At 73.6% G+C, this 13,641-nt stretch carries 12 protein-coding genes; 6 read left to right on the forward strand and 6 right to left on the reverse strand.

Annotated elements, in window-relative coordinates:
* The first annotated feature begins 13 nt into the window (after nt 1-13).
* Nucleotides 14-1,111 (forward strand): malate/lactate/ureidoglycolate dehydrogenase, encoded by a 1,098-nt coding sequence (locus tag LL648_RS25800; protein WP_232665302.1) that lies wholly within the window; start codon nt 14-16, stop codon nt 1,109-1,111.
* Here LL648_RS25800 and LL648_RS25805 read toward each other — a convergent pair.
* On the reverse strand, nt 1,078-1,998 hold the full coding sequence (locus LL648_RS25805) for an NAD(P)H-binding protein (RefSeq protein WP_232665303.1): 921 nt from the start codon (nt 1,996-1,998) through the stop codon (nt 1,078-1,080). The genes LL648_RS25800 and LL648_RS25805 overlap by 34 nt on opposite strands.
* Nucleotides 1,999-2,194: 196 nt before the next feature.
* Between LL648_RS25805 and LL648_RS25810 the strand changes: the two genes are divergently transcribed.
* Nucleotides 2,195-3,142 carry an AsnC family transcriptional regulator gene (locus LL648_RS25810; RefSeq protein WP_232665304.1) on the forward strand — a complete coding sequence of 316 codons (948 nt, stop codon included), beginning with the start codon at nt 2,195-2,197 and terminating at the stop codon, nt 3,140-3,142.
* A gap of 64 nt (nt 3,143-3,206) precedes the next feature.
* On the opposite strand, the gene LL648_RS25815 is transcribed toward LL648_RS25810, so the two are convergent.
* From LL648_RS25815 to LL648_RS25835, 5 genes are read right to left on the reverse strand one after another with little or no spacing between them, the layout of a single operon-like run.
* A complete protein-coding gene (locus tag LL648_RS25815) occupies nt 3,207-4,835 on the reverse strand; it encodes a thiamine pyrophosphate-dependent enzyme (protein WP_232665305.1) in 1,629 nt (542 codons plus the stop codon).
* Nucleotides 4,832-6,139, reverse strand: a complete 1,308-nt coding sequence (locus tag LL648_RS25820) for an MFS transporter (protein ID WP_232665306.1) — start codon at nt 6,137-6,139, stop codon at nt 4,832-4,834. Before LL648_RS25820 ends, LL648_RS25815 begins: the two co-directional genes overlap by 4 nt.
* A gap of 46 nt (nt 6,140-6,185) precedes the next feature.
* Nucleotides 6,186-7,829, reverse strand: coding sequence for an amidohydrolase (locus LL648_RS25825; protein WP_232665307.1), 1,644 nt, complete (start codon nt 7,827-7,829; stop codon nt 6,186-6,188).
* Nucleotides 7,830-7,831: 2 nt separating this feature from the next.
* Nucleotides 7,832-9,535, reverse strand: coding sequence for an urease subunit alpha (locus LL648_RS25830; protein WP_232665308.1), 1,704 nt, complete (start codon nt 9,533-9,535; stop codon nt 7,832-7,834).
* Nucleotides 9,532-10,110: an urease subunit gamma gene (locus tag LL648_RS25835; protein WP_232665309.1), complete on the reverse strand. Its 579-nt coding sequence runs from the start codon at nt 10,108-10,110 to the stop codon at nt 9,532-9,534. Before LL648_RS25835 ends, LL648_RS25830 begins: the two co-directional genes overlap by 4 nt.
* A 101-nt stretch (nt 10,111-10,211) precedes the next feature.
* Here LL648_RS25835 and LL648_RS25840 point away from each other — a divergent pair, with 101 nt between their 5' ends.
* The 4 genes from LL648_RS25840 to LL648_RS25855 all read left to right on the forward strand — a co-directional run bounded on the left by LL648_RS25840 (nt 10,212) and on the right by LL648_RS25855 (nt 13,550).
* Nucleotides 10,212-11,393, forward strand: coding sequence for a PucR family transcriptional regulator (locus LL648_RS25840; protein ID WP_232665310.1), 1,182 nt, complete (start codon nt 10,212-10,214; stop codon nt 11,391-11,393).
* A 27-nt stretch (nt 11,394-11,420) separates the two neighbouring features.
* A complete protein-coding gene (locus tag LL648_RS25845) occupies nt 11,421-12,212 on the forward strand; it encodes an alpha/beta fold hydrolase (RefSeq protein ID WP_232665311.1) in 792 nt (263 codons plus the stop codon).
* A 162-nt stretch (nt 12,213-12,374) separates the two neighbouring features.
* Nucleotides 12,375-13,070, forward strand: a complete 696-nt coding sequence (locus LL648_RS25850) for a DUF742 domain-containing protein (protein ID WP_232665312.1) — start codon at nt 12,375-12,377, stop codon at nt 13,068-13,070.
* Nucleotides 13,071-13,127: 57 nt separating this feature from the next.
* Nucleotides 13,128-13,550: a DUF742 domain-containing protein gene (locus LL648_RS25855; RefSeq protein ID WP_232665313.1), complete on the forward strand. Its 423-nt coding sequence runs from the start codon at nt 13,128-13,130 to the stop codon at nt 13,548-13,550.
* Nucleotides 13,551-13,641: the final 91 nt, after the last annotated feature.

The following is a 13,641-nucleotide window of genomic DNA, read 5'->3' on the forward strand; positions in this document are numbered from 1 at the left end:
GAGTGACGTCGCGATGACCGAGAACGGCAGGGACGGCAGGGAGCTCGTACGGGTGCCGGCCGGGGAGCTGGAGCGAACGGCAGCCGGCATCTTCGCTGCGGCGGGTTGCGAGGCCGACGAGGCCGAGCGGATCGCGGTCGAGCTGGTGGGTGCGAACCTCGCCGGCCACGACAGCCACGGTGTGGTGCGGGTGCCGTTCTACGTCTCGCTCCTGCGCGCCGGGCACGTCCGCGCCGGCCGTTCCGTCGAGATCGTCACGGACGGCGGCGCGTTCGCGCTGCTCGACGGGCAGTTCGGGTTCGGGCAGACGATCGCGCCGCAGGCCGTCGCGCTGGGCATCGAGCGGGCGTCGCGCGACGGGATCTGCGTCGTGGCGCTGCGCAACTCCGGGCACGTCGGGCGGGTCGGCGCGTACGCCGAGACCGCGCTCGCCGCGGGGCTGATCTCGATCCACCTGGTCAACGTCGCCGGTTCGCCGCTGGTGGCGCCGTTCGGCGGGGTCGAGCGGCGCTTCTCGACGGCGCCGTTCTCGGTCGGGGTGCCGCTGCCGGACCGGCCGCTGGTGCTGGACTTCGCCACGTCGCTCGTCGCGGAGGGCAAGGTGCAGGTGGCGTCGTTCGGCGGGCCCGCGCTCCCGTCCGACGCGCTCGTCGAGCCGGACGGCAGCGCGTCGAGCGACCCGCACACCCTCTACGGCGAGTACGGGCCGACCGACATGCGCACCCCCGGCAACGGGGCCGGCGCGATCAGGGCGTTCGGTGGGCACAAGGGCTCCGGCCTCGCGCTGATGTGCGAGCTGCTAGCCGGCGCGTTCACCGGCGGCGGCTGCGCGGGCCCGGTCGACGGGCCGCGCGGGCGGATCTCCAACGGGATGCTCTCGATCTACCTCTCGCCGCGGCACTTCGGCACGCAGGCCGAGTTCGAGCAGGTCGGGCGCGAGTACGTCGAGTGGGTGCTCTCGACCCGGCCGACCGAACCCGGCGGCGAGGTGCTGCTGCCGGGGGAGCAGGAAGCCCGTACGAAGGCGGCCCGGCTGGCCGACGGGGTGCCGCTCCCGCCCGCCGAGTGGGCCGCGATTCAGGAGGTGGCGGCGGAGGTCGGCGCTGCTTGAGCAAAGGCGGCCGCATGGTCGGTGGCCCACTGCGCGAACGTGCGCGCGGGCCGGCCGGTCACCTCCTCGACCGTGCTGGTCACCGGCGGTCGCGGCTGCTTCGCCATCGCTGCGTAGGCGTCGAGGAGGGTGTCGGCGAACGACTCGGGCACACCGTCCGCGACGAGCCGACGGCGCGCGGCGGGCCGCGGCAGCTCGACCCAGCGCAGCGGGCGTCCGAGCGCCTCGCCGATCACGTGGACCTGTTCCGACTGGCTCAGCACGGCCGGACCGGTCAGGGCCAGCTCGCCCACGTGCCGGCCGGACGTCAACGCGCGGACGGCGACCGCGGCGATGTCGGCTTCGTGCAGCATCGCCATGGCGAGTTCGCCGTGTGCGCCGCCGACCGTGTCGCCCGCGCGGATCTGCCGCGCCCACCACAGCGCGTTTGCGGCGAACGTACTCGGCCGGATGAACGTCCACTCCGGGATCGTCGCGGCGAGCAGGTCGCGCTGCTGTTCCATGGGGAGTTCGGCAACGGCACCGGAGCCGAGCAGTACAACACGCCGGGTGTGGCGGGCGAGGGTCGCCAGCACACCGGGCAGCGCGGCACCGGTGTGCAGCGGCCAGATGAGGAACGCGGCGTCGATGCCGTCGACGACCGGCTCGAGGTCGGCTTTGTCTGTGATGTCGGCGCGGACGACCTGGGCGCCGGGCAGGTCGGCGCGCCCAGGATCCCGGCTGACGGCGCGGACTTGGGCTCCGGGGATATTGAGGAGTTGCCGGACGACGTTCCGCCCGACGTTGCCCGTGGCGCCGGTGACGAGGTAGGTGGTCATGACGGCGACGATGGCCGGGCAGCCGGCCGGCCGCGGAGTCGCGTGGCCGAGCCGGGCGGAGTCCGGCATCCGCCCGCCACCCGTTGGCGGAATCCGGCAGAGCACCCAGGCGTCCCCAGGGAGGGCAGGAAAGCCACTTTCCTGCCCTGTGAGGGCCGGAAAGTGGCTTTCCTGCCCTTGCAGACGGGACCTCCGCGGCGGCCCGAAGGGCCAGGCGCACTCGGGCCGTGCGCGTCTGTTGGTGGTTTCCGGCAGGATGGCGCGTGTGGTGCTGGAATCCGTCGACCGGGCGATCGTGCAGGCATTGGAGCTGGACGGCCGCGCACCGTTCCGGCTCATCGGTGACGTGCTGGGGGTCTCGGAGAGCACGGTCGCGCGTCGTTACCGCCGGATGCGGGCGGCGGGCGTGCTGCGGGTGGTCGGTTCGGCGAACGGGATGCTGCTCGGCTACACGTCGTGGACGCTGCGCATCCGCTGCATGCCCGACGCCGCGAACGCCATCGCGGCGGCACTGGCCCGCCGCCCCGACACCTACTGGGTGCACGTCCTCTCCGGCGGCACCGAGATCTCCTGCAACCTGCAGGCGCGCAACGACGCTGAACGGGACGTCCTGCTCATGGACACGCTGCCGCGCACGTCCCGCGTGCTGGACGTCAGCGCCCACGCCCTGCTCGGCGGTGCCGGTACGGGCTGGGGCGGGCTCGACGAGCTCACCGACGACCAGGTGGATCAGCTGCGCCGGCCGGCACCGGAGCCCGCACCCGTGCAGCTCACCGAGCACGACCGTGCCCTGCTCGCGGTGCTCGCCCGCGACGGCCGCACGACCGTCGCCGACCTGGCCGCGATCACCGCGTGGTCGGAGTCGTCGCTCCGCCGGCGCATCGAGCTGCTGCGCCACCACGGGGTGCTGGTGCTCGACGTCGACCTACCGGCTGCGGCGATCGGACACCGCGGCGAGGCCCGGTTGTGGATCACCGTCGCGCCGGCACAGCTGATGGCGGTCGCGCAGGCGCTCGGCAGGCACCCCGAGACGTCGTTCGTGGGCATCACAACGGGCCCGACCAACGTCGTGGCCGCAGTCGTCTGCCGCGACAACGCCGACCTGCTGCGCTACCTGACCGAACGCGTCAGCCCGCTGCCCGGCATCCACTCGGTGGAGACGGCCCCGGTGATCCGCACGGTCAAACGCGCCGGCGCACCGCTCCCACGCTGACGTCGACAACGACGTTTTGGCTGTTGTTAGCGCTCACAAACAGCCAGAACGTCGTTGTCGACGGTTACGCGCCGCGCGGTTGCAGGATCGCCGGGTCCACGTCGAGGTGCAGGACCGCCGCCGTGCCTGACGCCAGCGCGCGGTCCAGCGCCGCCGGCAGGTCGGCCGTCCTGCTCACCCGCTCCCCGAACGCGCCGAAGGCCCGCGCGTAGGCCCCGAAGTCGGGGTTGACCAGCGCGGTGCCGCTGACCCGCCCGGGGTGCTCGCGCTCCTGGTGCTGCCGGATCGTGCCGTACTGCGCGTTGTCGACCACGAGGATCAGCGGCCGCCCGCCGCGCGCGACAGCGGTGGCCAGCTCCTGCCCGTTCATCAGGAAGCACCCGTCCCCGGCGATCGAGACGACCTGCCGCCCGGGATGCACCAGCGACGCCGCGACGGCGGCCGGCACGCCGATGCCCATCGCCCCGTTCCGCGGCGCGACGAGCGAGCCGACGCCGTGGTGCGGCAGGAACCGCTGCGCCCACACCGCGTGGTTGCCCGCGCCGTAGGTGATCACGGCGTCGCGGTCGAGCCGAGCAGCGAGCTGGGCCATCGCCACGTCCATGTCGACATAGTTCGTGTCGACGTACGGCCCGACCTCGCCGCCCGGGGTCGCGAACTCCAGCTGTGCCGCGCGCAGCTGCTTCGCCCAGTCCGGTTCCTTCGCGACGTCGGGCAGCTCGGCGACGAACGCGGACGGGTCGGCGAGCAGGTGCAGGTCGACCCTGCGCTGGTGGATCCGCAGCTCCGGGTCGGGGTCGACGACCACCGTCACGGCGTCGGCCGCGCCACCCCGGTACCCGCCGGAGATCACGTCGCCGTACCCGGTGCCGACGAAGAGCAGCAGGTCGGCGTCGTCGAACGCGCCGGCCAGTCGCGGGTTGCGCCCGTAGCCGAGCCATCCGACGTACGCCGGGCTGTCGTGGTCGACCACGTCGTGCGTGCGCCAATCGGCGACGAGCGGCAGCTCGGCCCGCTCGGCCCACGCCGTGACCGCAGCCGTGCTCGCGGCGTCCCACCGGTCGCCGCCGAGCACCACGAGCGGGCGCTGCGCGGTCTCGAGCATCCGGCCGAGCGCCTGCCGCTGCGCGCTCGACACCGCCCCACCCGCGATCGGACGGGGTGCCGCGAGCGGCGCGCTCGTCGGCTCGACCAGCACGTCCTCCGGCAAGCCGACGACCACCGGCCCGGGTCGCCCGGCCGCGGCGACGGCAAACGCCTCGGCCACCTGCGCCGCTGCCCGGTCCGGCCGTTCGACGGTGATCACCCGCTTCGCGGTGGAGCCGAACCAGCCCGTGAGCGAGAACTCCTGGAACGACTCGCGGTCGCGGTCGTCCACCGGCACGAGCCCGACGAACAGCACCATCGGCGTGGCGTCCTGCCACGCCGTGTGCACGGCGATGGCGGCGTTCGCGGCCCCCGGCCCGCGGGTCACCATCGCGACGCCGGGCAGCCCGGTCAACCGCCCCTCGGCAACCGCCATGAACCCGGCGCCGCCCTCCTGCCGGCAGACGACCATCTCGATCGGGCTGTCGTGCAGCGCGTCGAGCACCTCCAGGTAGCTCTCGCCCGGCACGCCGTACGCCCGGCGCACCCCGAGCGCTTCCAACTGCGCGACGATCGCGGCTCCCGCAGTGCGGGTTTCGGCTGTCACTTGCTCACCACCTCGTCCGTGCTGAGCGAGAGCCGCGGGGCCAGCACCCCGGCGCTCGCGGTGATCAACGCGATGACGATCAGCAGCAGCGCGGGCGTCCACGACTTCCCGCCGCTGAGCGTGAGCGACGCCGTGGCCAGCAGCGGCATGAACCCGCTGACGATCGCAGCGATGTTCGCCGAGAGCGCGATGCCGCTGTAGCGCAGCTTGGCCGGGAAGAGGTCGGCGAGCAGCGGCCCGGACACCGCGTACGGGATGGAGAGGCACGCGACGGCGGCCGTCACCCCGAGGATCACCAGCAGCGAGTCGGTCGTGTCGATCAGCCAGAACGCCGGGAACGCGACGACCGCCGCGGCGAGCCCGCCGATCAGCGTGATCCGGCCCGGCCCGTACCGCTCGGCCAGCCGCCCGCCGATCACCAGCACGACGATCTCGACGGCCGCGGCCACCAGCGTCGCGTTCAGCAGCGTCGACTTCGCCATGCCGAGGTGCTCGGTGCCGTAGCTGATCACGAACGTGGTGATCAGGTAGAAGCCGCCGACACCGAGGAACGTCGAGGCGGCCCCGACCAGCAGCTGCCGCCAGGCGCCGACGAGGACGTCGCGCACCGGCGAGCCGGCCAGCTCGTCCTCGGCCAGCAGCTGTTCGAAGAGCGGCGACTCCTCGACCCGCCTGCGGATCCAGACCGCGATGGCGAGCAGCGGGAACGCGGCGAGGAACGGCAGCCGCCAACCCCACGCGTCGAAGCTCTCGTCGGGCAGCAGCGCGACGGCGGCGAAGGCGCCGGAGGAGAGCAGCGTGCCGATCGGCGACCCGATCTGCGGCATCACGGCGTACCGGCCGCGGCGTTCCTTCGGCGCATGCTCGACAGCGAGCGTGACGGCGCCACCCCACTCCCCGCCCACCGCTACACCCTGCAGCAATCGCAGCAGCGTGAGCAGGATCGGCGCAGCGACGCCGATCGAGAAGAAGTCGGGGAGCAGCCCGATCGCGCCGGTGACGAAGCCGATCATCGCGACCGTGATGATGAGGCACTTGCGGCGCCCGATGCGGTCGCCGAGGTGGCCGAAGAGCACCGCGCCCACCGGCCTGGCCAGGAACCCGACCGCGAACGACGCGAACGCGCCGGAGGTCGCGACCACCGGGTCGTTGCTGGCGAAGTAGAGCCGGTTGAACACCAGCGACGCCGCGGTGCCGAAGAGGAAGAAGTCGTACCACTCGAGTGCGGTACCGACGAACGCGCCGAAGGCCACCTTGCGGGCCTCGGCGTCGCTGACGGTCACCGGCCGTGCTGCGTGCTCCATCGTCGTGTCCCTTCGCTTCGGGGAGGATGCGCGGCCTGTGCGCGGCCTAGATACCGAGTGCCGGCCCGCCGTGCGTGCAGGTGCCGCCGACGAACGTCGCGACGACCTCGGTCGATCCGATCCGGTCGGCCGGCACAGCCATCTCGTCGGTGATGTCGTCGCCGAGCAGGACGAAGTCGGCGAGCTTGCCGGGGGTGAGGCTGCCGCGCTCGCGCTCCTCCCCGGCGATCCACGCGGCGTCGAGCGTGTAGGCGCGCAGCGCGGTGAGCACGTCCACCCGCTCGTCCGGCCCGATCACCGCGCCGGACGACGTGCGCCGCTGCACCATCGACTGCATGCCCAGCAGCGGCGCACCGGTGGCGACGGGACGGTCGGAGCTGCCCGGCACCCGCAGGCCCGCGCGCAGGAACGCGGCGTGCCGGTAGAGCCCGCCGGCCCGCTCCTCGCCGACCGCAGCGGCCATCGTGTCGCCGATCTCGTAGAGGAACCGCAGCTGCGGCACCGGCGTCACACCCAGCTGCGCCATCCGCTCGACCTGCGCCGGCGTCGTGACGGCGGCGTGCTCGATCCGCGGTCGCGCGTCCGGCCGCGGGTGCCGCGCCTGCGCCTCGGCGAACGAGTCCAGCGCGAGGTCGACGGCGCGGTCGCCGATCGCGTGCGCCGCGATCCGCCAGCCAGCGGCGTGCGCGTCGAGCAGCCGGCCGCGCAGCGTGTCGGGGTCGTCCTGGAAGTAGCCGTGCGAGTGCCGGTCGCAAAACGGCTCGACCATCGCGGCGGTCCGCGCCACGAGCGACCCGTCGAGGAAGATCTTCATCGGCCCGATCCGCAGCCGGTCGTCGCCGAAGCCGGTCCGCACCCCGAGGTCGAGGCCGAACTGCTCGTCGTCGCCGGCGTGCCCGCGCAATCCGTGCAGCGCGTCGGCGGCGGGCATGAGCTGCACCCGCACCGTCAGCGAGCCGTCGTCTCGGGCCCGCTGGTACGCGGCGAGCTCGACGGGGGAGCGGCCGATCCAACCGCCGCCGATGCCGCACTCGGTGACGTGCGTGAGGCCTTCGGCGGCGTAGACCGCCGACGCCCGCCCGATCGCCGTCGCCAGCTCCGCCGCCGGGTACGGCACCACGAGGCCGACGACGAGGCTCTGCGCCTGCTCCTCCAGCACACCGGTCGGCTCGCCGGCGTCGTCGGTGACGACCACCCCGCCGGCCGGGACGACCGCGGTGCCGTCGAGCACACCGATCTGCTTCAGCAGCGGACTGTTGACCGTGCACACGTGCCCCGAGCGGTGCTGCAACCAGACCGGCCGCCCACCGGCGGCGCGGTCGAGCGCGGCGCGCTGCGGGTGCCCGCCGATCGCCGTGTCGTCGTACCCAGTGCCGACGACGAGCGCATCGGCCGGGAGCGTCACCGCGCGCAGCGCCACCCGCTCGTAGAGCGACGTGAGGTCGGTGAGGCCGGTGAGGTCGATGGCGGCCAGCCCCTGCCCGAACCACGCCATGTGGTTGTGCGCGTCGCCGAAGCCGGGCACGAGCGCGGCGCCCTGCGCGTCGATCTCGACACGCCCGCGCAGCCCGTCCGCGTCGAGCGCGAGCACGCGGCCGTGGTGCACGGCGAGCGTCCGGGCCCGTGGGCGCTCGCCGTCCATCGTCACGACGGCGGCGTTGCGCACGACCATGTCGACGTCGAAGGTCATCCTCACCCCAGGTGGTGCAGTCGGGTCAGCGGCAGCTCGGGCGAGCGGTGCAGCGGGATCTCGTGGCCGTCGGCGCGCACCGGGACGGGCCCGGCCTCGACCTCGACGCGCGGCGTGGCCGTGTTGTGCAGCATGTCGCGCGAGCCGAGACCGCGGCTGCCGGAGATCGGCGAGTACTGCCGCCCGGCGGGCAGCGCGGCGCGCGCGTCGGCGTCGTCGAGGCAGCGCTGCGAGACGAACACGTGCGCCAAGCGTGCCGGCGCCGCACCCAGCCCGCCGTAGAACGGCTGCATCCGGCGCGGCTGCGTGAGCCGCGTCGAGCCCGAACCGGAGCCGGCGGCGCCCCACGCCACGAACCCCGACTTGATCACCAACTCCGGCTGCGCGCCGAACCACGCCGGGTTCCAGAGCACGATGTCGGCGAGCCGGCCCGGCCGGATCGAGCCGACGTGCGCGGACAGGCCGTGCGCGACCGCCGGGTTGTGCGTGAGCTTGGCGAGGTAACGCAGCACCCTCGCGTTGTTGGCGACATCGGGGCCGGTCTCCCCGGCGAGCGTCGCCTGGACGTGCGCGAGCTGCCACGTGCGCCGCGCGGTCTCCGCGACCCGGCCCATCCCGAGCGCGTCGGAGTTGACGATGCTGATCGCGCCCTGGTCGTGCAGCCAGTTCTCCGCCGAGATCGCGTGCTCGCGGATGCGGCTCGCGGCGATCGCGGCGTCGCTGGGCACGTGCGCGTGGCCGCGATGCACGGTGAGGGTCATCGGGCCGAGCTCGGCCACCGTCGAGGGAGTCAGCGGCAGCGTCGGGGTGGTGGACGAGGTCAGCACGTTCTCCTGCCCGACGATCGAGAGCAGGTCGGGGTGCCCGCCGCCACCTTCGACGTGGTACGCGTGCACGGTGCGGCCGCCGACCGCGGCGAGGGTGTCGCCCAGGTAGCCCGACTCGTTGAGCGTGTCGGTGTGCAGCGCGACGGGCAGGTCGGCCGCCTCCGCGACCCCGAGGCAGTTGTCGATCACCGGTGGGGTCGCGCCCCAGTCCTCGTGGACCTTGAACCCGCCGCACCCGGAGAGTACGGCCTCCTCCAGCAGCGCGCTCGACGTCGACGAGCCGCGGGCCAGGAAGGCCGCGTTGACCGGCACCGACGCCCAGCCCGAGATCAACGCGTGCAGGTTGTAGCGCGGGTTCGCACCGACGTCCCACACGCCGCCGATGCCCATCCCGACGATCGTGGTGACCCCGGCCGAGAGCGCGGCGGGCACGAGGTCGGCGTTGGAGAGGTGGACGTGCGAGTCGACGATGCCCGGGGTCGCCACGAGGCCCTCGCCGGTGATCATGGCAGTGTGCGCGTCGACCTCCAGCGTCACGCCGTCCTGCACGTCGGGGTTGCCTGCGCGGCCCACCCCGACCACGCGCCCCTCCTTGATCCCGATGTTGGTCTTTCGCACGCCGAGCACCGGGTCGATCAGCACCACGCCCAGCACGACCATGTCCAGTGCCGACGCCCGGTCGGCCGAGCTGGAGACCAGCGCGCCGTGCCGCGCGGTCTTGCCGCAGCCGCCCAGCATCTCCTCGCCCGGCTCGGTGTCGTCGGCCTCGATCTCGACCCACAGGTCGGTGTCGGCGAGCCGGATCCGGTCGCCGGTGGTGGCGCCGTAGAGGCGGGCGTAGTCGGCGCGCTGCATCGTGTTCTGCTGTGTTGCGTTCACCGGGCACCTCCCATCCGGACCACCTGCACGTCGCGCTCGGCGCCCGCGTCGATCCGCAGCGCGGTGCCGGTGGCGATGTCGAGTCGGAAGTACCCCTCGACCGGCAGGCGAACCTCCAGCGCGGGGTTGAGGCGGTGCAGCGGGACGTGCGACGACACCCAGATCGCGAGGGGGCCGGTGTTGCGCAGGGTCGCGGTGGCGCGCTCGCGACCGGGCGCCAGCTCGATCTCGCCCTCGGCCGCGCGCAGCGCGCCGGGCCCGTCCGGTGCCGGTGCCCCGAACGGCGCGTCGACGTGCACGAGCACGCTCCCGTGCGGGAACAGCGCCTCGACCTGCAACGACGGCACGGCCGACGCGACGCCCGGCACGAGCTGCTCCGGTCCGACGACCTGGCGCGCCTTCGCGACGACCTCCTCGTAAGGCAGGTCGTCCCAGGCCATCTCGCAGATCTCGTCGCAGACCAGCGCGGTCGCGTCGGGTGCGCCGAGGCGGGCACCGCGGGCGAGCCGGCGGCGGGCGAGCTCCGCGCCGCTGTGCAGCAGCAGACGCTCCTGCTCTCGCGGTGTCAGATGCATCGGCACACTATCCGCGCTGCGGACCGGCGACGATAGGCGTGTTCGTCACGCGATCCGATCGATACCTTGTGCAGATGCACAATCACCCGACGGATCGCCCCATGGATCGCTGGGTGGCGCTCGTCGACCGCCTGCGGGCCGACGCCGACGTGCTCGTCACCGCGTTCGTGGCCCGGGTGCGCGCGATCCCGCCCTACGGCCGTGGGCTCGTCCCGACCACCCGGCTGGAGGCCGATGCCGACGCGACGTTCGAGTACCTGCTGCGCCGGGTCGCGGGCCACCCGGTGCCCGAACGGTCGGCCGCGATCGGACCGTCGATCGGGCGTGACCGGGCGCGGCGGGGCGTCCCGCTGAACGACCTGCTCACGGCGGTGCGGCTGGACTTCACGATCCTGTGGAGCGCGTTGCGCGAGCGGGCGGGCCCCGACGACGAGGAGCTGCTGGTCGCGCACGTCGAGGACGTGTGGGGGGTGGTCGAGGACTACACGTCGCAGATCCAGCAGAGCTACCAGACGGAGGCGGCGCTGCTCGCCCGCGAGCGGCTCGGCGACCAGGCGATGCTGGTGGCCGCGCTGCTCAGCAGCGACGACCCCGACCCGGACGACGTGGTGCGGGCCGCGCTCGCGCTGGACGTGGACGTCGACGCCGACCTGCTCGTCGCCGCCGCCGGCGCGGCCGCGGCGCGTGAGCTGCGGCGGGCGGCCGACCGGTTGGGCGCCGACGGGCGGATGGTGCACGTGCAGTCCGCGGGGCGGTTCAGCGTGCTGCTCGCGCGGTGGGACGGCGGGCCGGGTGCGCCGGTGCGCGCCGCGCTCGCCGGGGTGCCGTGCGGGGTCGGGCCGATCGCACGGGGGCTGGCCGCGGTGCCGCGCACGGCCCGGCTGGCGTGCGAGATCGCCGACGTGCTCCCGCGCGCCACCGGGCCGCACGAGCTGGCGGACGCGTGGCTGCCGCTCGCGGCCGGGCGGCTCACCGACACGGCGCCGGAGCTGGCGGCGTCGGTGCTGAGCGGACTTGCTGCCGCACCCGCGGGGGAGCGGGAACGGATCCTGGCCACCGTGCGGGCCTACGCCGGCGTCGGATCGGTCGGCGCGGTCGCGACCCGCTTGTACTGCCATCGCAACACCGTGCTCAACCGCCTGCGCCGATTCACCGACCTGACGGGGCGCGACGTTACGGTGCCGACTGATGCCGCGGTCGTGCTGCTGGCGTTGGAAAGTGCCGGCAACAGCGGTGTCGAGAACGATGTCGAGAACCCCGCCGGTGCTCCGACCGAGAGGTGACGGATCCCCCGAGAAGGAGCGGACACCATGAGCGTGGAGATGGTCACCTCCGCAGACGGCACCACCATCGCGTTCGAGCGGCAAGGCAGCGGCCCGACCGTCGTGCTGATCGGCGGCGCGTTCAACGACCGCAGCACGATGACGGTGCTGGCCGGCGAGCTGGCCGCGGCCGGCTGCACGACGGTGGCGTTCGACCGCCGAGGGCGTGGTGAGAGCGACGAAAAGTCGCCGTACGCGGTGGAGCGGGAGATCGAGGACGTTGCCGCTGTCGCGGCCGCGGTGGGTGGGCCGCTGGGGTTGTTCGGGCACTCGTCGGGTGCAGTGCTCGCGCTGGAGGTCGCCGCTCGTGGTGTCCCGGTCGAGCGGCTGGCGGTCTACGAGCCGCCGTTCGTCGTTGCCGGGGGTCCGGCGCGGCCGGTCGACCTGCGCGACCGGATCCTCGAACGGCTTGCCGCGGGCGACCGGGACGCCGCGGTGGAGCTGTTCCTCGTGGAGGGTGCGGCGACGCCGCCGGAGATGGTCGCCGGCATGCGGCAGGACCCGGTCTGGGGCTGGTTCACGGCGCTCGCCCACACGCTGCCGCAGGATCTGGCAGTCGTCGGTCCTGGGGGCGAGCTGGGGGGCGACCGCTACGTCGGGATCACCGCGCCGACCCTGGCGATCGGCGGCGGGACGAGCCCGGAGTGGCTGCGCGACGGTGCGCGTGAGGTTGCGGCGCAGATCCCCGGTGCCCGGTACGTCACCCTCGACGGGCAGGACCACAACGTGCTGAACAACGCAGCGGCGTTGCGCCCACTGTTGGAGACCTTCTACGCGTGACGTTTAGTGATCGGATCGTCACCAGATGTCATGGCGGCGGAACCGCCGGGCAACGTCCCCGAAACACGCTGACGACAGTGTGTCGTGCGCTGCTCACGATCGGCGACGGGGAGACCGGAGATGAGCCAGGGTCCAGAGGCGAGTCGGGACGATGCTGCGCAGTTGGATGCAGAAGCGGACGCCGAGCCGGTGGTGGGGATGACCGGTGCGCGGTTCGGGGGCGCCGGCCGGGCGCGTGGGAGATCGCGACGCACGGTGCAGCCGGCGGCGGTGGTCGAGCCTGGTTCCTCCGAGCCGGCTGCTGCGGTCGGGGCCCGGTTCGCGGGGGCGCCGCCCTCGGAGGTGCCTGCGGAGCCGGTGGTGGAGCCGGAGGGGCCTGCCGTCGGCGCGACCGGGGCGCGGTTCGCCGGGGCGGCCCGCCCTTCCCGACCCGCCCGGGAGGCGGCCGACCTGCTCCCGCAGCCGATCGTCGTGCGGCTGGCGACGTCGCCGCCGCTGCCTGGCACGGAACCGGAGCCGGCGTCCGGCCCCGACCCGACCGTCGCCGTCCGCCCGTACGTTCTGACCCGCGGCCGGACGCGGGCCCGGATGGAGCTCGCCGTCGAGACGCTCGTGTCGACGGTGCCGTCGCCGCACCGGCAAGACTCCGGCCCCGAGCAGGCAGAGGTGACGCGGCTTTGCGCGCAGACCCGTTCCGTCGCGGAGGTGGCGGCGCTGATGCGGGTCCCGCTCGGGGTGGTACGCGTCCTGATCGGTGATCTCGCAACTGCCGGACTGGTCAGGGTGCATGTGGCGGCGTCCGCAAGTCCCGATCTGGCACTGCTGGAACGCGTCCTGTCGGGGCTGCGCCGCCTCTGAGGGAACGATTCGCCGACGAAATCCGGCCCCATGTCGCCGTCGAGCCGAATATCCGACATGATCGGCACATTCGGCGACGGGGGGAAACCGGACATGATCTACGGCGAGGACGCCGCGCCCGACTTCGCGGCGGGCGCGGACCAAGCGCCCGAGCCCGCGTTCGCCGTGCGCCCCTACGTCTTCACCGGAGGACGGACCAAACCCCGGTTCGACCTGGCGATCGAGGCGCTGGTGACCGCCGTGGCCGCCCCACCCGGCCCGCCGCGGACGATGGAGCAGGACGAGGTCGTGCGGCTCTGCGGCGAGGCGCGGTCGGTGGCCGAGATCGCGGCGCTGATGCGGGTGCCGCTCGGGGTGGCCAGGGTGCTGATCGGCGACCTCGCGATGGCCGGGCTGGTCGAGGTGCATTCGGCGCCCGGCGAGAAGGGCCCCGACCTCGCACTGCTGGAACGGGTGCTGAGCGGCCTGCGCCGGTTGTAGGACGCGCACGGGGGTGCCAGGAAAGCCACTTTCCTGTCCTGTGGTGCCAGGAAAGTGGCTTTCCTGGCAACGGGTGTGTTGCGCACGCATC

Origin of the sequence: Pseudonocardia sp. TRM90224, assembly GCF_021245725.1 — a bacterium.
Taxonomy (GTDB): domain Bacteria; phylum Actinomycetota; class Actinomycetes; order Mycobacteriales; family Pseudonocardiaceae; genus Pseudonocardia.